This is a genomic window from Microbacterium sp. LMC-P-041 (assembly GCF_030209555.1).
Classification (GTDB): domain Bacteria; phylum Actinomycetota; class Actinomycetes; order Actinomycetales; family Microbacteriaceae; genus Microbacterium.
Map to the genome: position 1 here is coordinate 651,392 of NZ_JARVRV010000004.1, position 21,215 is coordinate 672,606.

Below are 21,215 nucleotides of genomic sequence, written 5' to 3' on the forward strand. Positions count from 1 at the left end.
CGCGGGTTTCGGCGGGTTCCCGGTCAGACGTCGATCGCCCGCTCGATCGACGGGTCCCACGGCAGAGCCCACCCGGCTGCATCGAACAGCGCATCGAGAACCATCGCCGTGAAGCCCCACACGATCGTGCCGTCGATGTCGAACGCGGGCCCCTTCCACGTGCGTCCCATGCGGTGGATGGTCGACGTGTGCCGATTGGCGGGGTCGAGCAGCTGCGCCACGGGAACGCGGAAGACCTCGACCGTCTCGGCGTGATCGACGGCGGCGACGCGCGACGGAGTGCGCCACCACCCGAGCACGGGGGTGACGACGTGGTTGCTGGCGGCGAGAGGAAGCTCGGGCAGGGTCGCGAGGACCTCGACGCCGTCCGGGTCGAGTCCGGTCTCCTCCTCGGCTTCGCGCAGGGCGGTGGCGACGGCATCCGCATCCGTGTCCTCGGCCCGGCCGCCCGGGAAGGACACCTGGCCGGGATGCGACGAGAGGGTCGCTGCCCGACGCTGCAGCAGTACATCGAGGTCGGCGGCGACAGTCGCCTCGTCGGTCCCGGCCGCGATACTGTCCAGCCGCCCGAACAGCACGAGCACGGATGCCGGATGCGCACCGTCGCCGACCGCCGGGAACGGCTTCGCCCACGCATCACCGCGCCGCGTCGCCGCGATCAGCTCGGCTCGCGCGCCACGCAGGGTATCGGGATTCTGGCTCATCGCCTCGAGCCTATTCCTGTGCGCGCGGGCGCCGGGCGACTATCGGTCCGATCCAGGTCGCCGGCGAAGGAGATCTCCGCGTGCGAAGGAGGGATTCGGGTGATCTGTCCTTCGAAAGCGCAGATCTCCGTCCGAGGCGCCCGCGCCTACGAGGCACCCCCGCCTACGCCGCACCCGCCTCGGCGTACCCTTTCTCCATGCCCTCCAGGAAGATCGACATCATCGACGGACGCGCCGCCCTCGACGAGGTCAGGCGCGCGGATGCCGCAGGTGAGAAGCCGCAACGCGCTCCCCTCGCGACCGCCGTGCGCTACCTGCTGCAGCTGCTCGACGAGAAGGCCCCGGGCAACAGCGTCGAGGTGCGGGTGCCCCCGTTCGGTGCCGTGCAGGTGATCCAGGGCCCCCGTCACACCCGCGGCACCCCTCCGAATGTCGTCGAGATGGACCCGGCGACCTGGATCGCGGTCGCGACGGGCGTGGAGCACTGGTCGGATGCGGCGGGCTCGGGGCGCGTGAGCGCTTCCGGAACCCGCGCAGATCTCTCGGACGTCCTGCCACTGCGCCCCTGACCCGTCGCACGGCTGAGTGCGCAGGAGGGGGAGCGCCCCGCAGCCAACGGTGGGACAATGGATGCATGTCCTCCCACGATTCCTCCCAGACGGTCGAGGCGACCGTCCGCCGCGTGCCGCGCTTCGGCGTGTTCATGGGCATCGGCGTCGTGCTCGGCATCATCGCCGCCGGCATCCTGACGATGATGGGCAGCTACGAGCCGTCCGAAGCGGTCAACGTCGTCTACCCGCCAGGGCAGGTGTTCGGATTCCTGCTGCTGTGGACGGTGCCGATCGGCTTCGCCCTCGCGAGCGTCGTCGCGCTGATCCTCGAACGCGTCGCGCGTCGCCACGACCACGTCGTCAGGGTCGAGCACGAGACGATCATCGCGAACGACTGATCACGCCCCGGGGTGTCACGCCAGTTCGGCGATGATGGGCCGGATCGCCGCGTCGAACGAGACCACGTCGCGGCGCAGGCCGTCGGTCACCGCGACGGTGAGCGCGCCGATCCACCAGATCCCCCGCTGCGAGAACGGCAGCACCTGCACGTTGAGTTCGAACGAGTGCGCACGGCGACCGATCTCGCGCTCGAACTCGGCGATCGCGCTGGCATAGGCGCGATACGACTCGCCCCCGATCGTCCCGCCACCCGACCGGTTGGCGATCGAGCTGTGGATCGACGACACGTAGCGATCGTGTGCGACGCGGGCGTAGTGCATCGCCGATGCGGCATGCGGCGCGATCGCCTCGGCGAGCTGTTCGGCACCGGTCGCCGGCAGCGCCACCAGCGTGTCGAACCCGTCGACGAGCTCGAGCGGCACGCCGGACGGATGCGCTCGGGGCTCGACGGTCATGTCCCAGTAGTCGCGCCACTGCTTCTCGAGCTCGGGCGTCACCTCGGCGGCATCCGGTGCCCGGACGGGCAGATCGCGCAGGCTCGGAAGATCTTCCGGTGCGCGGATGCCGAGCGATTGCCGCAGCGCGAGCGCGACGAGCACCGGAACGCTCGCGTCCTCGCGGATCAACCACTGCGGCTTGTCGGCCATGGCCCCATCGTAGGAGATGGAGGGAGGGGAGAGGAGGTCTCCGCGGGCGGTAGGCTGGAGGTGTGGCTGCCTCCCCCACCAATCCCTATTCCGAAGCCGGCGTCGATACCGCTGCGGGCGATCTCGCCGTCGAGCTGATGAAGTCCTCCGTGCGCGCGACGCACGGCCCTGAAGTGCTCGGCGGTGTCGGCGGATTCGCCGGACTGTTCGACGCGAGTGCGCTGCGCGACTTCCGTCGTCCGCTGCTCGCCACGAGCACAGACGGCGTCGGCACGAAGGTCGCCATCGCGCAGGCCATCGACAAGCACGACACGATCGGCCAGGACCTGGTCGGCATGGTCGTCGACGACATCGTCGTGGTGGGCGCCAAGCCGCTCTTCATGACCGACTACATCGCGTGCGGCAAGGTCTTCCCGCAGCGGATCGCCGACATCGTGCGCGGCATCGCCGAGGCGTGCACCGCGACGGGGACCGCGCTCATCGGCGGCGAGACCGCCGAGCACCCCGGTCTTCTCGGCCCGCGCGACTACGACGTCGCAGGAGCCGCGACCGGAGTCGTCGAGGCCGACGGCATCCTCGGGGCCGACCGCGTGCAGGACGGCGACGTCGTCATCGCCGTCGAGTCCAGCGGACTGCACTCCAACGGCTATTCCCTCGTGCGCCACATCGTCACGAACGCGGGCATCGGCTACGGCGACAACGCCGCCGACTTCGGCAAGACGTGGGGCGAGGCGCTGCTCGAGCCGACTCGTCTCTACACGCTCCCGCTGCTGCGCCTCATCGAGCAGCTCGGCGGCGGCACAGGCTCGGGCGGGGTCCACTCGCTCAGCCACGTCACCGGCGGCGGCATCGCGGCGAACCTCGCGCGCGTGCTCCCGCAGGGCAGCTGGGCCGAGGTCGACCGCAGCACCTGGTCGCCGAGCCCGGTCTTCCGCGTGCTCAGTGACATCGCCGGGTCCACGCTGGAGTCCGCCGAGGGCACCTGGAACCTCGGAATCGGGTTCCTCGCGATCGTCGCAGCCGACAAGAAGGATGCCGCGATCGCAGCGCTCGCGGCCGACGGCATGCCCGCGTGGCAGGTCGGAACCGTGGGCTTCGGCGCGCGGCCGGCAGGAGAGTTCGAACAGGGCGCCAAGGGCGTCGACGGTGGAGCGGTGCGCCTGATCGGCGCCTACGCGGACGGAGCGAAGTAAGAGTCCATGTGCGGCATCGTCGGAATGGTGGGCTCTGCCCCGGTCAATCAGGACATCTACGACGCACTCCTGCTGTTGCAGCACCGCGGTCAGGATGCAACGGGAATCGCGACCGCCGAGGCGAACGGCGTGATGCACAACGCCAAGGCGCAGGGCATGGTCCGCGAGGCGTTCCGCACTCGTGACATGCGCGGACTCCTCGGCAACGTCGGCCTCGGTCATGTGCGCTACGCGACCAAGGGCACCGCGTCGAACGAAGAGGAGATGCAGCCGTTCTACGTGAACGCGCCCTACGGCATCATCCTCATCCACAACGGCAACCTGACGAACACGCGCGAGCTCACGGCCGACATGGCCAAGCGCGACCGCCGTCACCTCAACTCGTCGAGCGACACCGAGCTGCTGCTCAACGTCCTCGCCGGCGAGCTGCAGAACACGACGTCGACGGTCGACCTCGACGCCGAGCGCGTCTTCGAGGCCGTAGAGCGCACGCACGAGCGCATCGAGGGCGCGTACGCCGTGATCGCGGTGATCGCGGGCTACGGTCTGCTCGCGTTCCGCGACCCGTTCGGCATCCGTCCCCTGATCCTCGGCCGTCGTCCTTCGACCGTCCCCGGCGCAGAGGGCCGCGACGAATGGGTCGTGGCGAGCGAGTCGCTGGTGCTCGAGAACGCCGACTACGAGGTCGTGCGCGAGGTCGAGCCCGGTGAGGCGATCTTCATCACCAACGAGGGCGAGCTGCACAGCCGGCAGTGTGCGAAGGAGACCACTCTCGCGCCCTGCGCGTTCGAGTACGTCTACCTCGCCCGACCCGACTCGGTCATGAACGGCGTCTCGGTCTACGAGTCGCGCCTGCGCATGGGCGACCGTCTCGCCGACACGATCGCGAAGCACGTGCCGATGGACAAGATCGACGTCGTCATGCCGATCCCCGACTCCTCCCGGCCCGCCGCCATGGAGGTCGCCCGCAAGCTGGGCATCGAGTACCGCGAGGGCTTCTACAAGAACCGCTACGTCGGCCGCACCTTCATCATGCCCGGGCAGGCCGTGCGCAAGAAGAGCGTGCGTCAGAAGCTGAACGCGATGTCGACCGAGTTCCAGGGCAAGAACGTGCTGCTGATCGACGACTCGATCGTGCGCGGGACCACGTCGAAGGAGATCATCCAGATGGCCCGGGATGCCGGTGCCACCTCTGTGACGTTCGCCTCCGCGGCTCCGCCGGTGCGTCACCCGCATGTCTACGGCATCAACATGCCGTCGCGTCACGAGCTCATCGCCCACGGCCGGACGATCCCCGAGATCGCCGCCGAGCTGGGCTGTGATCACCTGGTCTATCAGGAGGTCGAAGACCTCAAGGCTGCGATCACCGAGGGATCCGTGCTGAGCGACCTCGACATGAGCTGCTTCGACGGCCGGTACGTCACCGGCACGGTCTCCGACGAGTACCTGGCCTGGGTGGAGGGGTCGCAGACCTCGTGACCTCGGGTGCGCAGCCGCTCTGGCGTGGCCGTGCGCTCGCGCTGGTCGGCATCGTGCTGGTCGCGTTCTCGCTGCGCTCGGCCGTGGCGTCGCTGTCGCCCGTGCTCGACCACGTCGCCGACGACTTCCCGGTCTCGTCGGTCGTCGTCGGCCTGATCGGAGCCGCGCCGCCGGTGTGCTTCGCGGTGTTCGGGCTGTTGACGCCGCTGTTCGAGCGGAGATTCGGACTCGAGCGCGTGGCTGTCGTGGCGATCGCCCTGATCGCCGCCGGGCTGCTGCTGCGCAGCCTCGCCGTCGACTCGACATCGCTGCTCGCCGCGACGGCAGTGGTGTTCGCGGGCGTCGGCTCGGGGAACGTGCTGCTGCCGCCGCTGGTGAAGAAGTACTTCCCCGATCGCCTCGGCCTGATGATGACGGTCTACTCGACCACCATGGCGGTGTCGACGTTCGTGCCGCCGCTGGTCGCAGTGCCGCTCGCCGACTCGGCCGGGTGGCGGGTGTCGCTGGGGCTGTGGGGCGTGTTCGCCGCGATCGCGCTCGTGCCCTGGGTGGCGATGCTCGTCACGAGCCGGGCGGATGCCGTCGCCTCGGCTCCCGCGCGTACGGAGTCCGCCGCGACCGAGATCGAGCGCGACGGCTACGACGCAGCGTCCGTGGCGACCGGACCGATCGCGACGACGCCCGCCAATCCGCGGGTCTTCGGTCGGCTGTGGCGGCTGCCCATGGCCTGGTCGATCGCGCTGGTGTTCGCGTCGTCGTCGACGCTGGCCTACGTCTCCTTCGCATGGCTGCCGTCGATCATGATCGACGTGGGCGGGGTCTCGCCGGCGAACGCGGGGCTGCTGCTCTCGCTGTTCGGCCTGATGGGCCTGCCGTGCTCTCTGCTCGTGCCCATTCTCATCGTCCGGTTCCAGGCGACCCGTCCTGTGTTCTTCATCTCGATCGCGTGCGGGCTCATCGGGCTGTTCGGATTCCTGTTCCTGCCCACGGTGGCGCTGCCGCTGTGGGTGGTCTTCTACGGCCTCGCACCCGGGCTCTTCCCGCTCGCCCTCGTGCTGCTCAGCATCCGGGCCCGCACGCCCGAGAGCGCGGTGGCGCTCAGCGGTTTCGTGCAGAGCATCGGCTACGCGGTCGCCGCGGTGTTCCCGCTGCTGATCGGCCTGCTGCACGACATGACCGACAGCTGGGAGATTCCCCTGTGGGTGCTCGTGGGGGTTCTGATCGCGGTGATCCCCGCCGGATGGATCGCCGGTCGACGTCGCACCATCGAAGAGGACTGGGAGCGTCGCCACGGTCGCTGGTGACTCGCGGCGGTGAAGGGGCGCCGGTGGATCGGCGTGGGCCCGAGGTCCGTCAGTGCGCTCGCACCTGGTCGCCGACGCTGATCGTGCCGCCGACCCACGGCGCTGACGCATCGGCCGGGTCCTGCGGCGGCAGAAGGAGTCGGCCGAGAGTCGGCTCGTCCTGACCGTGGGCGCTCGTGAGGGTCGTCAGCACCTTCGCGTCGCGAACGCCCGTGTCGGGGTTGGCGTGTGTCGCGAGGCAACGCACGATCGGCCCCGCGGTGCGGAACGTCACCTCGCCGATGCTCAACTCGCCGGCCCAGTCGAGCTCCGACCAGGGGGCGACGTCATCGATGACGACGTTGGAGCGGAATCGGCGGTCATCGATGCCGAAGCCGAGAGAGTCGCTCAGTGCGTCGACGCTGCCACGACTGTGCACGGAGACGTAGCCGCGCTCACGATCCTGGAACCTCGACGTCATACCGTCGCCGACGAGTACGAGCGGCAGTCGTCCGGGGCGCCGGATCCGCCGGCCTTCCGGGCTCGCGAGCACGAACTCGGTCACCGCGTCCGCGAGCTCGCCACGACCGGAGTCATCGAGTCCCGCCTCGACGAGCACGGAACCCTCGTGCTCGATCCGCACGCGCTGCCGATCGTCGTCGTAGTCGGTGCGCAACGCCGCGAGGCCCGGGAAGTCCTGCAGGGAGAGTCCCTTCGCCTTCGGCCAGTGGTCGAGTCCGTCACGAGACTCCGGCGCGATCGCGTCGGCGAAGCGGAACGCCAGCACCCGATCGCCGGCGATGCGCCCATCAGGCTGCACGGTGAGGGACTCGACCGACTCGGGCGTGAAGCCCTTGATCGGATGACGGAAGAGGGAGACGACGCGGGCCATGGGTCGATCCTCTCAGGGCACGCGGTGTCCGTCCGTCACGAGCCCGGCGTGGATGCCGAGAGTTCCGGGATTTCGGACACGACGAAACCCCCGTGCGGTGCACGGGGGAATCGATGACGAGCGAAGAGGCGGTCAGGCCTTTTCGAGTTCGTCCTCGTCTTCGTCTGCATACTCGTCGGCCCACTTGTCGACGTATGCGTCTTCAGCGTCGCTCGGGTGCGCGAGTTCGCGCTCGAGCGCCGAGTAGTTCACCGACGGACTGAACGACTTCAGTTCGCGGGCGATCTTGGTGTGTTTCGCCTTTTGACGGCCACGGCCCATGCCTGAGACCCCCTCACGAGTTAAGCTGCGGGCAACGACTGGCCCGAGTCATTCACGACACCGGCTGAGGGCCGGTAAGAGTAGCATTCAGAATAGCACGCGGCCAGACCGCACTGGCCCGTTGGCAGCTGGTGAAGGGAGCGATCCTCATGACCGACAACACCTCGACGCCCTCCGACGAGGCCGCGCAGAACGCGACACTGCAGAAGGCCGTGATCGTCGGGATGCAGCCGGGTCAGCCGAAACGGGTGATCGAAGAGGCGGCGCGATTCGCACGGCTCCTCCGCGTGCCGCTGGTGGTCGCACACGTCGACGTCACGCGCTTCGTCACCTATGAGGACCCCGACGGCTACGTGCACTCGGCGCCCATCGACATCAACTTCGATGCCGGCACGGCCGAGTTCGAGGCCGTGCAGGCGGAGGCGGCTGCGGCCCTCGACGGAACGGGCCTGACATGGACGGCCCGGCAGCTCGTGGGCGATCCGGCGCTCGCCATCAAACAGCTGGCGAACAAGCTCGACGCCCAGCTGATCGTGGTCGGCACACGCAAGCGCGGCATCGGAGAGTCGATCCGCGAGTTCTTCACGGGGTCCGTCGCTGCCCGCCTCGCGCACCGCCAGCACCGGTCGGTGCTCGTCGTGCCGCTGCAGGAGCCCGTGCCCGACGAGCAGCCCGAGATCTGGACCGAGTAGGTTTCGGCATCCCTCGCTGAGTTCCTGGGGATGCGAACGGCCGAAGCCCCTCTCGTCGTGTGACGGGAGGGGCTTCGAGCGTCTCAGCAGGCGTCGGCCGCTGAGCTCAGCGGCCGAGTGACGCCAGCGCGGTGGTGATGCCTCGCGCCGCGGCGTCTAGGCCGTCCTCCAGCTGCGAGACGACGGATGCCGGCAGCGTGCCGCCCTTCGCCACGTGGGTGCGGAGGTCGGTGCGCACGCGTGCGCGGAAGGCGTTGATGACGGCATCCGCTCGGTGCAGCTCCTCACGGGTGACGATGCGCTCGTCGTCGCCTGCCGTCCGCGGACGGGACTTGGATGCAGCGCGGTCATCCTTCTCCGCCGTGGCGAGGTCGGCGCGGAGGCTCTTCATGGCCTCCTTGACGCTCTGTCGCACCTCGTTGGCGATCAGTCGCACCGAGTCGGTCAGGCCGGCCTCGATTCCGGCGAGGTCGCCCTCGCGAGATGCCAGCTCGGCGCGTCCCGCATCCGTGATCGCGTAGATCGTGGTGCGACCGTCGACCGTCTTGGTGACCAGCCCCTCTTCCTCGAGCTTGGCAAGCCGAGGGTAGATCGTGCCGGCGCTCGGCGTGTAGGTGCCGCCCGTGCGATCGGTCAGCGCCTGGATGATCCCGTAGCCGTGCTGCGGCGCCTCGGCGAGCAGCGAGAGCAGGTAGAGCCTGAGGTCGCCGTGCGAGAAGACTGCGGGGCTCATGCTTCCCACTCCGCATCGTCGGTGATCGACTCGGGCGTGCGCCGCAGCACGGTCACGCCGCCGGAGACCGAGTTGGCGCGCAGATCGACAAAGCGTCCGGCGAGCTCGCCCGTCGAGCCGGTGTAGTTGTTGATGCCGGAGGAGCCGCGTTCGACGCCGTCGATCAGCAGTCGCCCGCTCAGCGAGCGGATGACGTAGTTCGCAGCGAGCGACTCGTCGAGGCGCACCGTGGTGCCGCCCGAGACCGAGTTGACGTTGATCGTGTTCACATCGCCTGCGGCGTCGACCAGTGTCGAGCCCGAGACGATGTCGACGGTCGCGCGACGGATGGTGCCCGTGACTGCGACATCGCCCGAGACGCTGTTCGCGCTGATCGATCCCGTGAGTCCGCGCACCTGCACGTCGCCGGAGACCGAGTTGACGGTCAGGTCGCCGATGAGGGTGTCGACGATGAGGTCGCCCGAGACGGTGTTGAGGCGGGCGTCGTTGCGGATGCCCGAGACGAGCGCTCCGGCGCTCACGACGCCGAGGTTGAGGGCGATCGAGCGGGGGACGGCGACGCTCACCTCGGCCTTGGGGCCGCCCGATCCGAAGTTGCGGAACACCTCGAGGAAGTTGTCCCAGCCGAGCTGCGGGTGGTCGATCTCGACCTCGCCGTTGTTCGCCTCGATGCGGAGGTCCTTGGTCGTGACGCCGTGCACCTCGATGCGGATGCCGGGTTCGTCGTGTGCGATGACATCGACCTGACCGCCGACCAGGCCGATCTTCAGTCGGGTGACGTTCTCGATGTCGATGACGCGTTCTTCGCCGGGGGCGATGAGCCACTTCTCGGTCATGTCTGCTTCTCCTGGTTCGAGGGATCACGATATATCGTGTCTGCACAGAGTAACACGATATATCTCGACTCTGTCAAGGGGGTGTTCCGAGCATCCCGTCTGCAGGATCGCGGCACGTCTGCAGGAGAATCCGTGTGGGATGTTCATGCAGACGTGCTTCGGTCCTGCACACGGTCTGGACGATTCGGTCCTGCACACGGTCTGGACGATTCGGTCCTGCACACGGTCTGGACGACCGGGCCTGAAACACAGGAGACAGCCCGGGAGGACGCCTCAGACGAGAGGCGGGGTGTGCCAGATCCGGTCGATGTAATCACGGATCGAACGGTCGGACGAGAAGAAGCCGGTGCGGGCGACGTTGAGGATCGCTGAGCGGTTCCACGCGTCCTGGTCGGCGTACGCGGCATCCACTCTGCTCTGTGCCTCGATGTACGACGCATAGTCGGCGAGCACCATGAAGCGGTCTTCGTAGAGGAGATTCGAGACGACCGGCTCGAACACCGAGCGGTCGCCGCGGGAGAAGGCCCCGGATGCGATCAGGTCGATCGCCCGGCGGAGTCCCTCGTCGTGCTGGTAGAACTCCTGCGGCCGGTAACCGCGGATGCTGAGCGCCTCGACCTCGGGCTCGCTCATGCCGAACAGATAGAAATGGTCGTCTCCGACGAGCTCGCGGATCTCGACGTTCGCCCCGTCGTCCGTCCCGATCGTGAGCGCGCCGTTCAGCGCGAACTTCATGTTGCCGGTGCCCGACGCCTCCTTGCCTGCGAGCGAGATCTGCTCCGACAGGTCGGCGGCGGGGATGACCCGCTCGGCTAGCGTCACGTTGTAGTTCGGAGGGAAGACGACCGTGAGGCGGCCTTCCAGCCGAGGGTCGGTGTTCACGACCTCGCCGACCGCGTTGATGAGGTGGATGATGCGCTTCGCCATCGCGTAGCCGGGAGCCGCCTTCGCCCCGAAGATCGCGGTGCGCGGCACGACATCCGACACTGCGAGGCGTCCGGAGATCACCCCCTCGTAGGTGGTGACGATGTGCAGCACCTTGAGCAGCTGACGCTTGTACTCGTGCAGGCGCTTGACCATCACATCCAGCATGTGGCCGTCGCTGATCTCGACACCGTCGCGTTCGCGCAGCACGTCGCTCAGGCGGCGCTTGTTGGCGGCCTTCACCGAGGCGAACGCGGCGCGGAACTCGGCATCATCGGCGAAGGGCTCGAGTTCGCGCAGGCGTTCCAGATCGGTGGTCCAGCCCTCGCCGATCGCCGCGGTGATGAGCGACGAGAGCTCGGGATTGGCGAGGCGGAGGAAGCGCCGCGGCGTCACGCCGTTGGTCACGTTCGTGAACTTGTCGGGGAAGAACGCATCGAAGTCGCTCAGCACCTTGTCGCGCAGCAGCTGCGAGTGCAGTTCGGCGACGCCGTTGACCTTGGCGCCCGCGACGGTCGCCAGGTATGCCATGCGCACCGAGCGGACCGGGTGCTCCGCGATGATCGACATGTTGCGCACGAGCATCTCGTCATCGCCGAACCGCTCGCGCACCGCGACGAGGAACTCGTCGTTGATGCGATAGATGATCTCGAGGTGGCGGGGCAGCAGGCGTCCGAGCAGCTCGACCGGCCACACCTCCAGCGCCTCCGGAAGCAGTGTGTGGCACGTGTAGGCGAAGCACTGCTGCGTGATGGCCCACGCGGCATCCCACTCGAGATGCCTCTCGTCGACGAGCACCCGCATGAACTCGGGCACAGCGATCACCGGGTGCGTGTCGTTGAGCTGGAAGATCACGCGGTCGGGGAGGTTCGCGAGCTCGAAGCCGTCGGCGAGCATGTTGTCGAGGAAGTCGTGGATCGACGCGGCGACGAAGAAGTACTGCTGCTGCAGACGCAGTTCCTTGCCCTGCGGCGTGGAGTCCTCGGGGTAGAGCACCTTCGAGATGGTCTCGGCGTAGGTCTGCGCGCGCACCGCCTCTTCGTAGTCGCCGGAGTTGAAGATGCGCAGGTCGAACGCGCTGGTGGCGACGGCGCTCCACAGGCGCAGGGTGTTGACCCGCCCGTTGCGGAACCCAGGGACCATGTAGTTGTACGGCACCGCCTGCACGTTCCACGCCGGCACCCAGCGGCTGCGCGTGATGCCGTCGTCGTCGTACTTCTCGGTGTGGCCGCCGAACGCGATGGTCTGTGCGTCTTCGGGACGGGCGAACTCCCACGGCGAACCGAGCGTGAGCCAGGAGTCGGGCTGTTCGACCTGCTGGCCGTCGACGAACGTCTGTCGGAAGATCCCGTACTCGTAGCGGATGCCGTATCCGATGCTGGGCACGCCCATCGTGGCGAGCGAGTCGACGAAGCAGGCCGCGAGGCGCCCGAGCCCACCGTTGCCGAGACCGGGCTCGACCTCGTGCGCGCGCAGGTCGTCGAGCGAGACGCCGCACGCGGCGAGGGCCTCGTCGGCGATGTCGGTGAGACCGGCCGCGAGCAGATTGTTGTCGAGCTGGCGACCGAGCAGGTACTCCGCCGAGAGATAGCAGACGCCCTTCGCCTGCGTCTCCTTCTGGTGACGCAGATCCTCGAGCCAGCGAGCCATCAGGTAGTCGCGCACCGTGTGCGCGAGCGCGAGATAGCGGTCGTTCGCGCTCGATGCCGACAGTGCGACGCCGCGCTCGAGATTGAGGTTGTGCAGAAATCGCTTCACGAATTCGTCGACGGTGCTCGGGGGAGCGATCACCGGAGCGAGGGCGAGCGGATGCATGGCGGAGTGTGATTCGGGCACGTGTCGACCGTAGCGATGGTGGGGCCACAACGTGTGACGAGCGGATGAAGAATATCGGTTGGCGTCACTCGACCGCCCGCGAGGAGGCGGTGCGGCGAGCCCGACTGACGGACCACAGGATCCGGCCGTCGTTGAAGACCGGAATGAGGAACACGGCATGCGCCAGGTACCACCCGTGCAGCTGGAGTCCCGGCGCGAGCAGCCACAGGGCGGCTCCGACGACGACGCACGCGCCAGGACCCGCGAGGGCGGCGAGCACGGCGTCCCGGTCGCCGACTCGGCCGTGCGGACTGATCGACGTCCTCCACAGCGAGCGCTCGAGCGTGATCGCCGTGACGCCGGTCGCCCGGGACAGCACGGCGAGGTGCCCGAGTTCATGCAGCGCGAACGACCCGCCGAGGCCGGCGGCGTAGTGGACTGCGATCATCAGTGCGGCCTCGACGATCGCGGGCTGCCCGGTGATCGCGCCCAGAGCGACGGTCGCGGTGAGCAGAACCGCGAACACGGTGTTCATCGGCCAGGCGGCGAGCAGCAGCCATCGGCAGACCAGAACCCCATCGATGCGCGACGCACTGACCGACCACATGTCAGTCGGCCTCGGCGAGGAGCTGCCTCTTCCGTTCGAGAAGGCCGTCGTGCACGACGAACACGGCGAGGATGAATACGGCGACCACGATCATTCCGAGAATCAGCGGAAGGGGATCGTTGATGCCGGTGCCGAGCTGTACCGCGCCCTCGGCGCTCTGCCGGACGTCGACGAAGACCGAGTCGAAGAATCCCAGGCGTCGGCCCTCGGCGGATCCTCCGCTGAACATCAGCCAGATCGCGGCCGTGACGGCGGATCCCGCGATGACGACGAGCGCTCCGACGACGCTGATGGCGGCCCTAAACAACCACTTCATGACGAGAGGTCCTTTCTATCCTGTCCATCCCTGCGATGGAGAGTGCGGCGGCGATCAGGGTGAGCGCGAGCATCACTCCGACCGTGAACTGTGGGGGAAGACCCAGGAGGTTGGTGCCGAGCATGATCGTGCCCGTCACGAGGCCGGCGACGGCGGCTCCCGCGATGACCGAGAAGGGGTTGCCCTTCTCGGGCGGGAAGGCGATGCCGGCGAGGGTGAGCACGATGACGTTCGACACCGCGAAGCCGACGACGGAGAGGATCTCGTCGAGCCTCGCCCCGGTGAGAGCGGACAGGATGCTGATCGGAGGTGCGATGATCGCGAGGGTCGCCAGCTGGGGTCCGATCACGAGCACGTACCGCATGCCTGGACCATGACGGCGCGGACCGCACGCCCGCAGGGGCTCCGTCGAGACGTAGGCGTACACGGACTGCACGGTGACGGCCAGCAGCAGGATCGGCGGGAGTCGGATGTCGGCGAGGAAGAGCGCGTAGGAGCCTGCGAGGGAGATGCCGCAGACCGTCACCGTCTCGATTCCCCTGATGTGGGCGGCGAAGTACGCGCCGAACTCCGTGGGGCCGAACAGGCGGGGCACGATCGCGAAGCGACGGGTCGGATCGAACTGCCGAGGCGCGATCGCGAAGACGGCGCAGACCAGCAGCGCCAGCATGGCCAGCCAGATGCCCGTGGCCGCCATGATCCCGTGACTCGCGGCGATGTCGGCGAAGAGCAGCTGCACCGCGAAGTAGTCGTCGCCCTGGCCGACCGCCGCGAAGAGCACGGATTCCGACTGCGTCGACACGCCGAGGTAGAGGGCGACAAGCGTGGCCGCCAGCACCACCGGCACGAGGAACGCCCGGAGCCTCGCCAGCCGCAGACGCAGCAGCAGTCGCTCGAGGCCCAGGTAGTAGACGCTCGCGACGAGATAGGCGACGGTCGAGGGCATGACCAGGCAGGTGATGACCTGATCGAGGATCCCGAATCCGCCGATCGAGATCGTGCCGGTGACCAACGCGCCGAGCATGAGCATCACGCCGAGGCCCACGACCAGCGACTCGAAGAGCATGAATCCCAGCGTTCGCGCCCGATTGGTCAGGGGGAAAGAGAACGTGAGCTCGACCAGATCGCTCGCTTTCATGAAGAGCACGCGCACGACCGTGAAGACCGTCAGGACCCACAGCGGGGTGGACACGCCGACGACGCGCAGAAGCGGCGAGAGCTGCTCGGGCTCGCTGATCATCTGGCGGAGGATCACCACCCCGAACGCGCAGAAGCCGACGAAAGCGGCAAGACCGGCGAGAGCGATCGTCCAGCGCGCCGACGGCAGGCGCAGCACGCCCCGACGAGCGATGCGCCTGACGAGGAACACCGAGAGGAAGCCGGCGAGCTGCAGGGCGGGAGTCATTCCACCGCCCTCGACGGCTGCGCGATCGCGGTCTTGACGAGGGAGTCGACCGAGCCGAATTCGCGCAGGATGCGGGGGAGCGGGAGGTCGAAGGCGATCTCTCCGCGACGCAGCACGATGATGCGGTCGCACACGGCCTCGAGAAGACGGAAGTCATGGCTGCACAGCAGCAGCCCCCTCGCCCCTCCGATCCGGGATGCATCCGTCTCGAATTCGAAGAGCGCATCGACGTCGACGCCGTTGAGCGTCTCGTCGATGATCGTGAGCGGGCGCTCGAGCAGAAGCGTCGAGATGAGCTGGATCTTCTTGCGCATGCCGTGCGAGTAGTCCTCGATGAGGTCGAACTGACGCGCCTCCATCTGATAGCGGCTGAGGAGTTCGTCGGCCCTGGTCGGGTCGGCACGGTGGCGATAGAGGCGGAGCATCAGATCGAGGTACTCGCGCCCGGTCAGGAACTGCGGCAGATAGTCGTTGCTCGCGATGAAAGCCAGCTGCTCGCGCGATGCGCGGTCCTGATGAGGGCGCCCGGTGATGCGGATGCTCCCCTGGCCGAGCTGCAGCAGATCGGCGGTGAGGCGGATGAGCGTCGACTTGCCCGATCCGTTGGGTCCGACGAGACCCACTTTCTCGCCGCGCTCGATCGCGAACGACACATCACGGAGCGCCGGAGCGCGCTTCGAGTAGGCGAACGAGACCGATGAGACGTCGAGGAGGACGCGCGGGTCCGGTGCGAAGCCGCCGCTTCCGGACATCGGGGTCGAAGTCCGGAAGCGACGAGGGGTTAGACGCATTCGATCCACACTGAGACGCCGCTCTTGCCCCACTGCCAGTTGCCGGTGAAGCGCCTGCCACCCGCCTTGAAGAAGCACCACAGCGCCAGCGCTGCCAGGAACGCGACGCCGAACACGAGAATCGCCGCGATCACCACCAGCCACCAGGCATCGAGACGCAGGATCGCCTCATCCAGTGCGTCCTGTGCGCGGCGCTTCATCAGCATCGGCTCCATTGCCGCCATTAGGGACATCTGTCCACCTCCGTTTTGTCGTTACACACGGAGGCTGTCATTGCTGCGTCACGAAAGCTAGTCATTCGAGTGCAGAATGCTGACATGCGTGGATTCACTTGACATTGACGCAGCGTCAACTTCTACCGTGGAGTCATCATCAGTTCCAGGGAAGGAAGACGAGATGGCCGGTCGCGAATGGTCGATCCAGGACATCGCCCGTCTCGCGGGCACCACGAGCAGAACCCTGCGTCACTACGACGACGTGGGCCTGCTGCCGCCCTCGCGCATCGCGCACAACGGCTACCGGCACTACGACGAGGCGGCGCTCGTGCGCCTGCAGCGCATTCTGCTGCTGCGCGAGCTCGGACTCGGTCTGCCGCAGATCGCCGAGGTGCTCGACCCGGTGAACGCACGGCAGAGCGAGGAATCCGCGCTGGAGACGCACCTCGAGCTGCTGCGCGAGGAACAGAACCGACTGGCGCGGCAGATCGCGTCGGTCGAGAACACCATCAACGCATTGAGAGGAGGTGAAGAACTCATGGCAGAGAACATGTTCGACGGTTTCGACCACACCCGTTACAAGGAGGAGGTCGAGCAGCGCTGGGGTCGGAAGACCTACGCCGACAGCGACCGCTGGTGGCGCGGGATGACCGACGCCGATCGCGCCGACTGGCAGCAGCGCGTCTCCGACCTCGGCCGGGACTGGACAGCTGCCGCCGAGAGCGGCATCGATCCGGCGTCCGCCGAGGCTCAGGACATCGCCCGCCGTCACGTCGAGTGGCTGACCGGCATCCCGGGCACTCCCGCGGCCGTGCCCGGCGGCGACGTCAAGGCGTACGTCATCGGCCTCGGCGAGATGTACGTCGCGGACCCGCGCTTCGGCGCGAACTACGCCACGTCCGCCAGCGGAACGCAGGGCGCCGAGTTCGTCCGCGACGCGCTCCGCATCTACGCGGACGGCAACCTGTAACCCGCTGCACCGCCTTCGCCGGTCGCCGCGGGGTCGAGAGCGCATCCGAATCACCCGATTCCGATGTGTTCTCGACCCCGCACGGGAGTCACGGCATTGCACAAGTGCGGACACCGGATCAAGGCCGGGAGCGGATGCCGGAGGTGGGCGTAGGGTCATGGCATGGGCCACCGACGCAGACGCACGGATGCCGCGCCGCTGTTCGCGGCGGCGGCCGTCGCCTACACCGCGAACGTCGCCCTCGGTTCGGCCGTCGCCGCGAGACTCATCGACACGAGCAGCTTCCGCTGGCTGCACCATGCGATCTACATCGCGACGTGCGCCACTTCGGCCGCCGCGTTCTCGGCGATCCTCTGGGGCCGGCCGAAGCACGCGAGCCGTCGCGCGGCCCTGGCCCTCGCGCCCGCCGCCGCGCCGCTCGCCGCCATCCCGTATCTCGGCACGCACAGCCGACGGCATCCGCTCGTCGCGCTCGCCGCAGCCCCTTTCATCGTCGCGGGCCTCGTCTGCTCGCGCCTCGCCACCGACCGGAAGTGAACGCATGGAACTGCTCGACGCCATCCGCCGCCGCAAGACCACGAACGGGCCCTTCCTGCCCGACCCGGTATCGGAGGAGCATCAGCGCATCCTGCTGGAGGCGGCAGGTCGGGCGCCGTCGCAGCTGAACAGCCAGCCGTGGCGGTTCGTGGTCGTCGAGAACCGCGACACGATCGACAAGATCGCCCGCATCTCGGGCGACAGCATGACCGAGGCGATGTCGAACGGCACGTTCTTCGAACGCTACAAGCCGTACTTCCGCTTCAGCCAGGCCGAGATGGAGGAGAAGCGCAGCGGGATGCTGTTCGACAAGCTCCCCGCGGCCCTCCGCCCGTTCACGAGTCAGGTGTTCACCAAGCGCGGCCAGAAGCTGATGAACACGTTCGGGGTGCCGAAGACCCTCGGGGAGGAGAATCACAAGCTCGTCGCGGGATCGCCGCTGCTGCTCGGCGTGATGCTCGATCGCAGCGAATACCGACCGGGCCAGCTGTCGTCGTTCTACTCGGTGTTCAGCATGGGCGCGGCGATGGAGAACGTCTGGCTCACCACGGTCGAGCTCGGCATGGGCATCCAGTTCATCTCGTTCCCGATGGAGGTCCCTGGGCAGTGGGACGAGATCGTCAAGCTGCTGCGCGTGCCGGACGACCTCGAGCTCATGGCGGTGTACCGCCTCGGCTATCTGCCGCCCGAGCAGCGCCGCCCGGCCATCGACTGGTCGAGCCATCAGCGCAAGCTCGCCTCGCAGTACGTGTTCCGCGAGAACTGCGACCAGCCGCAGCAGGGATGGGACGCGCCGCCGCCGGGCGCCGGAGCGCCGACGGCGGGCTGAGCCTCAGCCGCCGACCTTGCGGGGCAGGGGCTTGAGGTCCTGCAGCGCCGGCCCCTCGATGCGCGTGCCGTCCGCCGTGAAGCGCGAGGCGTGCAGCGGGCAGTCCCACGTGCACTCGGCGTCGTTCCAGTCGAGCACGCCTCCGAGGTGTGGGCACACGGCCGAGACGGCCCGAGTGACGCCGTCGACCGTCGAGATGCCCACGGGTCGGCCGCTGCGGTTCGCGACCACGCCCTCGCCCTCTGCCGGCTGCGGGACCGGCACGGGGCGACGCTCGGCGTCGACCCACCCGGTCGTCGCGGCGGCAGCGACCCTGGCGCCCTCGATGGCCCCGCGGGCCAGATCGGCCGGCACGGTGAGCCTCGTGCCGATCTTGACCATCCACGACGGTCGGTCGTGCCAGTTCGCACCGAGGATCTCCGCGGTGAGACGCAGGGCGGCGGCGGGGGCGTTCGACAGGCCCCACTTGGCGTACCCGGTCGCGAAGCGGATGCGGCCGAGACCCCGGGGCATGGCGCCGACGAACGGGATCTGGTTGTTCGACTGATAGTCCTGGGCAGACCAGCGGTGGGTCTCCTCGGCATCCGGGAAGTACCGCCTCGTCCACTCGACCAGGTCGTCGACGGCGGCGGTCTCGCCGTCCGAGCGTCCGACGGAATGGCCGTTTCCGCCGACCACCAGTCGCGCAGGACCGCCGGGGCCGTCCGCATCCGACACCGGGCGGATCGAGCGCGTGGGGCTGTCGACCGAGATGAACGTGCTGTCCGGCACGCCGCCGGGGAGGCGGAACGAGACGCAGTACGAGCGGAAGGCGCGCATCTTCGCGAAGTAGAGTCCCCGGTCGAGGATCGGGTACCCGGTCGCGATCACGATGTGATCGGCGAACATCGGGCCCAGCAGCGTCTCGACTCGAGGGTCGGGCAGCGCATGCGTCGCCGTGACCCGGACGCCGGTGTGCAGGGTTCCTCCGGCGGAGAGAAGCTCGTCCGCGAGCGCGTGGGTGACGAGTGCCGGATCGATGGTCACCTGGTCGTCGAGCGCCACGGCTCCCGCTGCGGGGAAGGCCGCACCGGCCAGCTCTCCTCGCGTGAGCATCCTGGTCTCGAGGCCCGCCTCCCGCGCCGCCTCGTGCACTTCGCGCACCGAGTCGATGCCGCCGGCGTCCTGCGCGTACGAGTGGTCTATCCGCCGCTCGTAGCTGACTCCCGCATGATCGGCGAAGCCGACCAGCCAGTCCATGCCCTCGCGATTTCCCTCGACGTAGGCCTGCACGAGCGCCGCGGAGTGGTGCTTGCGGATCTCGGCGAGACGCTTCCCCTGCAGCAGGGTGAGCTTGCCGGTGTTGCCGCCGGTCGCGAGCTCGGCGACGGATCCCGCCTCGATCACGGCGACGTCGAGACCGGCGCGCGTGAGCATGACCGCCGTGCTGAGGCCGGTGAGGCCCGCACCCACGATGATCACGTCGTGTCGTGCGCCGGGGTCGAACGGTGTGCCGGTGGGCGGGGTCCGGTCGAGCTTCCACAGTGGCTTCATGGCCTCAGTCTTCGCCTGCCGACCGGCTTCGCCCAACGGGTTGACATTCGAGGGATGCGTTGCAATGGCGCGGATAGAGTTGCCGCGTGACCTTTCGCCGCCTGCTCCTCGTCTTCGTCGGCGGGAGCATCGGCACCGCCGCTCGGCTCGCGATCGGTCTGCTGATGCCGGATGTCGGGGGCGTGCCTCTCGCGACCATCGTCGTGAACGTGCTCGGATCGCTCCTGATCGGCGTTCTCGCCGCGCGCCTGCCCGGCGCCACGGAGCTCAGACTGCTGCTCGGCACGGGCGTGCTCGGCGGCTTCACGACCTACAGCGCGTTCATGACCGGAACGGTCGCGCTCTGGGGCGACGCCCCGGTGCTCGCATTCGCGTATGCGGCCGCCAGTCTGGTCCTGGGACTCGCCGCCGCCGCGGCGGGCCTGCGACTCGGACGCCCGCGTCGACCGACGCTCCCTGCGGGAGGGAGGGCATGACTCCGCTGCTGTTCGTCGCGGCCGCGCTCGCCGGAGGGGTGGGAGCCCTCCTCCGGTACGTCATCGACCTCGGTGTCTCGAAGGTCGTCGGACGCCGCCTCCCTTGGGGCATCCTCGTCGTCAATCTCACCGGATCGTTCGCGTTGGGCCTGCTGACCACGGCACTGCCGTCCGAGTCGTTCGTGGTCGGGGCCGGTCTTCTCGGCGGATACACGACGTTCAGCACCGCCATGCTCGACACCGTCGTGCTGTGGCGAGACGGTCAGCGCAGAGCATCCGCTGTCAACGCCATCGGGATGCTGCTGCTCGGGCTGATCGCCGCTGGTCTCGGGCTGGCGCTCGGGTCGACGCTCTGACCGTGGACGCCGGGATCCGGGCGAACCCTCAGCTTCGCGATGCAGAATGTACAAACGTACATGTACGCCCGTACAGGAATGATCGCGCTGGGGGTCAGGATGAGCGATGGCACGCGCCGCCGCCGCGATCCTGAAGCGCGCCGTCGCGAGATCATCACCGCGGCAGCCGAGCTGATCGTCGAGATCGGCGTCGACGCACTCACCCACCGCAAGGTCGCAGCCCGGGCCGGAGTGCCGCTGGGCTCGACGACGCAGTACTTCGCCACGCTCGACGATCTGCGTGAAGCGGCGATCGGAGCTCTGGCCGCCGAGATCGAGGCGCGCATCGACGCGACACGACGGGCCGTCGTGATCGAGGGAGTGACCCCGGAGGGGCTCGCGCGCCTCGTGCGCCGCGGGCTCGAGGACGCACGCGCAGTCCAGGCCGACCGCGCCGTCGTGACCGCCGCGGTGCATGACCCGCGCGTCCGGCAGTTCGCGCGACTGTGGTCCGACGAGATCGTCGGCTTCATCGCGCCCGTTCACGGGGTCGACAGAGCCAGGGCCGCAGCCGTCTTCATCGACGGCGTACTCTGGCACTCTCAGATCCACGACGAGCCGCTCGACGAAGAGCTCATCCGCGACGCCCTCGCCGGGATCCTCACTCCTCAGGCGTCCACCTCCGCACCCACCGCCGCAGCATCCGCCTGACCCGCAGAGAGAGAATCCGCC

25 protein-coding genes are annotated in these 21,215 nt (G+C 68.4%); 12 read left to right on the forward strand and 13 right to left on the reverse strand.

The features are described 5' to 3' along the window. Nucleotides 1-23: 23 nt before the first annotated feature. Nucleotides 24-704 (reverse strand): NUDIX hydrolase, encoded by a 681-nt coding sequence (locus tag QRN21_RS09620; RefSeq protein WP_285363824.1) that lies wholly within the window; start codon nt 702-704, stop codon nt 24-26. A gap of 197 nt (nt 705-901) precedes the next feature. Here QRN21_RS09620 and QRN21_RS09625 point away from each other — a divergent pair, with 197 nt between their 5' ends. Both QRN21_RS09625 and QRN21_RS09630 read left to right on the forward strand, forming a co-directional pair. Beyond that, entirely contained in the window at nt 902-1,273 is a 372-nt protein-coding gene (locus QRN21_RS09625) for a sterol carrier family protein (RefSeq protein WP_056276513.1), read from the forward strand. Between the two features lie 65 nt (nt 1,274-1,338). After that, nucleotides 1,339-1,653: a hypothetical protein gene (locus QRN21_RS09630; RefSeq protein ID WP_053098612.1), complete on the forward strand. Its 315-nt coding sequence runs from the start codon at nt 1,339-1,341 to the stop codon at nt 1,651-1,653. A 15-nt stretch (nt 1,654-1,668) separates the two neighbouring features. Here the strand turns inward: QRN21_RS09630 and QRN21_RS09635 are convergent, their stop codons facing one another. Beyond that, a complete protein-coding gene (locus QRN21_RS09635) occupies nt 1,669-2,301 on the reverse strand; it encodes a hypothetical protein (protein ID WP_053098613.1) in 633 nt (210 codons plus the stop codon). A 62-nt stretch (nt 2,302-2,363) separates the two neighbouring features. Here QRN21_RS09635 and purM point away from each other — a divergent pair, with 62 nt between their 5' ends. From purM to QRN21_RS09650, 3 genes are read left to right on the forward strand one after another with little or no spacing between them, the layout of a single operon-like run. Then, on the forward strand, nt 2,364-3,494 hold the full coding sequence (gene purM / locus QRN21_RS09640; protein ID WP_053098614.1) for a phosphoribosylformylglycinamidine cyclo-ligase: 1,131 nt from the start codon (nt 2,364-2,366) through the stop codon (nt 3,492-3,494). 6 nt (nt 3,495-3,500) lie between these two features. Beyond that, nucleotides 3,501-4,973, forward strand: a complete 1,473-nt coding sequence (gene purF, locus QRN21_RS09645; protein ID WP_053098615.1) for an amidophosphoribosyltransferase — start codon at nt 3,501-3,503, stop codon at nt 4,971-4,973. Continuing rightward, the gene (locus QRN21_RS09650) at nt 4,970-6,277 is read left to right on the forward strand and encodes an MFS transporter (protein ID WP_056276518.1); all 1,308 of its coding nucleotides are present in this window, start codon (nt 4,970-4,972) and stop codon (nt 6,275-6,277) included. The genes purF and QRN21_RS09650 overlap by 4 nt, the downstream gene beginning before the upstream one ends. Nucleotides 6,278-6,326: 49 nt before the next feature. Here the strand turns inward: QRN21_RS09650 and QRN21_RS09655 are convergent, their stop codons facing one another. Together QRN21_RS09655 and QRN21_RS09660 are read right to left on the reverse strand one after the other, a co-directional pair. Next, nucleotides 6,327-7,148, reverse strand: a complete 822-nt coding sequence (locus QRN21_RS09655) for an MOSC domain-containing protein (protein ID WP_285363828.1) — start codon at nt 7,146-7,148, stop codon at nt 6,327-6,329. Nucleotides 7,149-7,280: 132 nt separating this feature from the next. Continuing rightward, nucleotides 7,281-7,469 carry a DUF3073 domain-containing protein gene (locus QRN21_RS09660; protein ID WP_042537993.1) on the reverse strand — a complete coding sequence of 63 codons (189 nt, stop codon included), beginning with the start codon at nt 7,467-7,469 and terminating at the stop codon, nt 7,281-7,283. A 149-nt stretch (nt 7,470-7,618) separates the two neighbouring features. On the opposite strand from QRN21_RS09660, the gene QRN21_RS09665 reads away from it, so the two are divergent. Then, entirely contained in the window at nt 7,619-8,161 is a 543-nt protein-coding gene (locus tag QRN21_RS09665; protein ID WP_053098618.1) for a universal stress protein, read from the forward strand. A gap of 106 nt (nt 8,162-8,267) precedes the next feature. Here QRN21_RS09665 and QRN21_RS09670 read toward each other — a convergent pair whose 3' ends face one another. From QRN21_RS09670 to QRN21_RS09705, 8 genes are all read right to left on the reverse strand, one after another. After that, on the reverse strand, nt 8,268-8,894 hold the full coding sequence (locus tag QRN21_RS09670) for a PadR family transcriptional regulator (RefSeq protein ID WP_053098619.1): 627 nt from the start codon (nt 8,892-8,894) through the stop codon (nt 8,268-8,270). Beyond that, nucleotides 8,891-9,730, reverse strand: a complete 840-nt coding sequence (locus QRN21_RS09675) for a DUF4097 family beta strand repeat-containing protein (RefSeq protein ID WP_053098620.1) — start codon at nt 9,728-9,730, stop codon at nt 8,891-8,893. Before QRN21_RS09675 ends, QRN21_RS09670 begins: the two co-directional genes overlap by 4 nt. Before the next feature lie 273 nt (nt 9,731-10,003). Then, entirely contained in the window at nt 10,004-12,469 is a 2,466-nt protein-coding gene (locus tag QRN21_RS09680; RefSeq protein WP_056276522.1) for a glycogen/starch/alpha-glucan phosphorylase, read from the reverse strand. Between the two features lie 85 nt (nt 12,470-12,554). Beyond that, nucleotides 12,555-13,076 (reverse strand): hypothetical protein, encoded by a 522-nt coding sequence (locus QRN21_RS09685; RefSeq protein WP_285363831.1) that lies wholly within the window; start codon nt 13,074-13,076, stop codon nt 12,555-12,557. 1 nt (nt 13,077) lies between these two features. After that, nucleotides 13,078-13,392, reverse strand: coding sequence for a hypothetical protein (locus QRN21_RS09690; protein ID WP_285363833.1), 315 nt, complete (start codon nt 13,390-13,392; stop codon nt 13,078-13,080). Then, nucleotides 13,376-14,797 carry a hypothetical protein gene (locus tag QRN21_RS09695; RefSeq protein ID WP_285363835.1) on the reverse strand — a complete coding sequence of 474 codons (1,422 nt, stop codon included), beginning with the start codon at nt 14,795-14,797 and terminating at the stop codon, nt 13,376-13,378. Before QRN21_RS09695 ends, QRN21_RS09690 begins: the two co-directional genes overlap by 17 nt. Next, nucleotides 14,794-15,549: an ATP-binding cassette domain-containing protein gene (locus QRN21_RS09700; protein ID WP_285363836.1), complete on the reverse strand. Its 756-nt coding sequence runs from the start codon at nt 15,547-15,549 to the stop codon at nt 14,794-14,796. The genes QRN21_RS09695 and QRN21_RS09700 overlap by 4 nt, the downstream gene beginning before the upstream one ends. Nucleotides 15,550-15,578: 29 nt before the next feature. Beyond that, on the reverse strand, nt 15,579-15,788 hold the full coding sequence (locus QRN21_RS09705; RefSeq protein ID WP_198032368.1) for a hypothetical protein: 210 nt from the start codon (nt 15,786-15,788) through the stop codon (nt 15,579-15,581). Nucleotides 15,789-15,984: 196 nt separating this feature from the next. Between QRN21_RS09705 and QRN21_RS09710 the strand changes: the two genes are divergently transcribed. The 3 genes from QRN21_RS09710 to QRN21_RS09720 all read left to right on the forward strand — a co-directional run bounded on the left by QRN21_RS09710 (nt 15,985) and on the right by QRN21_RS09720 (nt 18,139). Continuing rightward, on the forward strand, nt 15,985-16,773 hold the full coding sequence (locus QRN21_RS09710; protein WP_285363837.1) for a MerR family transcriptional regulator: 789 nt from the start codon (nt 15,985-15,987) through the stop codon (nt 16,771-16,773). A gap of 162 nt (nt 16,774-16,935) precedes the next feature. Next, on the forward strand, nt 16,936-17,310 hold the full coding sequence (locus QRN21_RS09715; RefSeq protein ID WP_056276548.1) for a hypothetical protein: 375 nt from the start codon (nt 16,936-16,938) through the stop codon (nt 17,308-17,310). 4 nt (nt 17,311-17,314) lie between these two features. Next, on the forward strand, nt 17,315-18,139 hold the full coding sequence (locus QRN21_RS09720) for a nitroreductase family protein (protein WP_053098629.1): 825 nt from the start codon (nt 17,315-17,317) through the stop codon (nt 18,137-18,139). Between the two features lie 3 nt (nt 18,140-18,142). On the opposite strand, the gene QRN21_RS09725 is transcribed toward QRN21_RS09720, so the two are convergent. Next, nucleotides 18,143-19,672: an FAD-dependent oxidoreductase gene (locus QRN21_RS09725; protein WP_285363840.1), complete on the reverse strand. Its 1,530-nt coding sequence runs from the start codon at nt 19,670-19,672 to the stop codon at nt 18,143-18,145. A gap of 86 nt (nt 19,673-19,758) precedes the next feature. Between QRN21_RS09725 and QRN21_RS09730 the strand changes: the two genes are divergently transcribed. The 3 genes from QRN21_RS09730 to QRN21_RS09740 all read left to right on the forward strand — a co-directional run bounded on the left by QRN21_RS09730 (nt 19,759) and on the right by QRN21_RS09740 (nt 21,194). Continuing rightward, nucleotides 19,759-20,148: a fluoride efflux transporter FluC gene (locus QRN21_RS09730; RefSeq protein WP_072590646.1), complete on the forward strand. Its 390-nt coding sequence runs from the start codon at nt 19,759-19,761 to the stop codon at nt 20,146-20,148. Next, complete coding sequence (locus QRN21_RS09735) at nt 20,145-20,504, forward strand: fluoride efflux transporter FluC (RefSeq protein WP_056276557.1); 360 nt, start codon at nt 20,145-20,147, stop codon at nt 20,502-20,504. Before QRN21_RS09730 ends, QRN21_RS09735 begins: the two co-directional genes overlap by 4 nt. Before the next feature lie 99 nt (nt 20,505-20,603). Further along, nucleotides 20,604-21,194 carry a TetR/AcrR family transcriptional regulator gene (locus QRN21_RS09740; protein ID WP_285363842.1) on the forward strand — a complete coding sequence of 197 codons (591 nt, stop codon included), beginning with the start codon at nt 20,604-20,606 and terminating at the stop codon, nt 21,192-21,194. The last annotated feature ends 21 nt before the right edge of the window (nt 21,195-21,215 follow it).

What these genes read in the sequence shown, in the direction of transcription:
- QRN21_RS09620 (WP_285363824.1), bottom strand. Translation starts at nt 704, where the DNA reads ATGAGCCAGAATCCCGATACCCTGCGTGGCGCGCGAGCCGAGCTGATC.
- QRN21_RS09625 (WP_056276513.1), top strand. Translation starts at nt 902, where the DNA reads ATGCCCTCCAGGAAGATCGACATCATCGACGGACGCGCCGCCCTCGAC.
- QRN21_RS09630 (WP_053098612.1), top strand. Translation starts at nt 1,339, where the DNA reads ATGTCCTCCCACGATTCCTCCCAGACGGTCGAGGCGACCGTCCGCCGC.
- QRN21_RS09635 (WP_053098613.1), bottom strand. Translation starts at nt 2,301, where the DNA reads ATGGCCGACAAGCCGCAGTGGTTGATCCGCGAGGACGCGAGCGTTCCG.
- purF (WP_053098615.1), top strand. Translation starts at nt 3,501, where the DNA reads ATGTGCGGCATCGTCGGAATGGTGGGCTCTGCCCCGGTCAATCAGGAC.
- QRN21_RS09655 (WP_285363828.1), bottom strand. Translation starts at nt 7,148, where the DNA reads ATGGCCCGCGTCGTCTCCCTCTTCCGTCATCCGATCAAGGGCTTCACG.
- QRN21_RS09660 (WP_042537993.1), bottom strand. Translation starts at nt 7,469, where the DNA reads ATGGGCCGTGGCCGTCAAAAGGCGAAACACACCAAGATCGCCCGCGAA.
- QRN21_RS09665 (WP_053098618.1), top strand. Translation starts at nt 7,619, where the DNA reads ATGACCGACAACACCTCGACGCCCTCCGACGAGGCCGCGCAGAACGCG.
- QRN21_RS09670 (WP_053098619.1), bottom strand. Translation starts at nt 8,894, where the DNA reads ATGAGCCCCGCAGTCTTCTCGCACGGCGACCTCAGGCTCTACCTGCTC.
- QRN21_RS09675 (WP_053098620.1), bottom strand. Translation starts at nt 9,730, where the DNA reads ATGACCGAGAAGTGGCTCATCGCCCCCGGCGAAGAACGCGTCATCGAC.
- QRN21_RS09680 (WP_056276522.1), bottom strand. Translation starts at nt 12,469, where the DNA reads ATGCATCCGCTCGCCCTCGCTCCGGTGATCGCTCCCCCGAGCACCGTC.
- QRN21_RS09685 (WP_285363831.1), bottom strand. Translation starts at nt 13,076, where the DNA reads ATGTGGTCGGTCAGTGCGTCGCGCATCGATGGGGTTCTGGTCTGCCGA.
- QRN21_RS09690 (WP_285363833.1), bottom strand. Translation starts at nt 13,392, where the DNA reads ATGAAGTGGTTGTTTAGGGCCGCCATCAGCGTCGTCGGAGCGCTCGTC.
- QRN21_RS09695 (WP_285363835.1), bottom strand. Translation starts at nt 14,797, where the DNA reads ATGACTCCCGCCCTGCAGCTCGCCGGCTTCCTCTCGGTGTTCCTCGTC.
- QRN21_RS09700 (WP_285363836.1), bottom strand. Translation starts at nt 15,549, where the DNA reads ATGTCCGGAAGCGGCGGCTTCGCACCGGACCCGCGCGTCCTCCTCGAC.
- QRN21_RS09705 (WP_198032368.1), bottom strand. Translation starts at nt 15,788, where the DNA reads ATGAAGCGCCGCGCACAGGACGCACTGGATGAGGCGATCCTGCGTCTC.
- QRN21_RS09710 (WP_285363837.1), top strand. Translation starts at nt 15,985, where the DNA reads ATGGCCGGTCGCGAATGGTCGATCCAGGACATCGCCCGTCTCGCGGGC.
- QRN21_RS09715 (WP_056276548.1), top strand. Translation starts at nt 16,936, where the DNA reads ATGGGCCACCGACGCAGACGCACGGATGCCGCGCCGCTGTTCGCGGCG.
- QRN21_RS09720 (WP_053098629.1), top strand. Translation starts at nt 17,315, where the DNA reads ATGGAACTGCTCGACGCCATCCGCCGCCGCAAGACCACGAACGGGCCC.
- QRN21_RS09725 (WP_285363840.1), bottom strand. Translation starts at nt 19,672, where the DNA reads ATGAAGCCACTGTGGAAGCTCGACCGGACCCCGCCCACCGGCACACCG.
- QRN21_RS09735 (WP_056276557.1), top strand. Translation starts at nt 20,145, where the DNA reads ATGACTCCGCTGCTGTTCGTCGCGGCCGCGCTCGCCGGAGGGGTGGGA.
- QRN21_RS09740 (WP_285363842.1), top strand. Translation starts at nt 20,604, where the DNA reads ATGAGCGATGGCACGCGCCGCCGCCGCGATCCTGAAGCGCGCCGTCGC.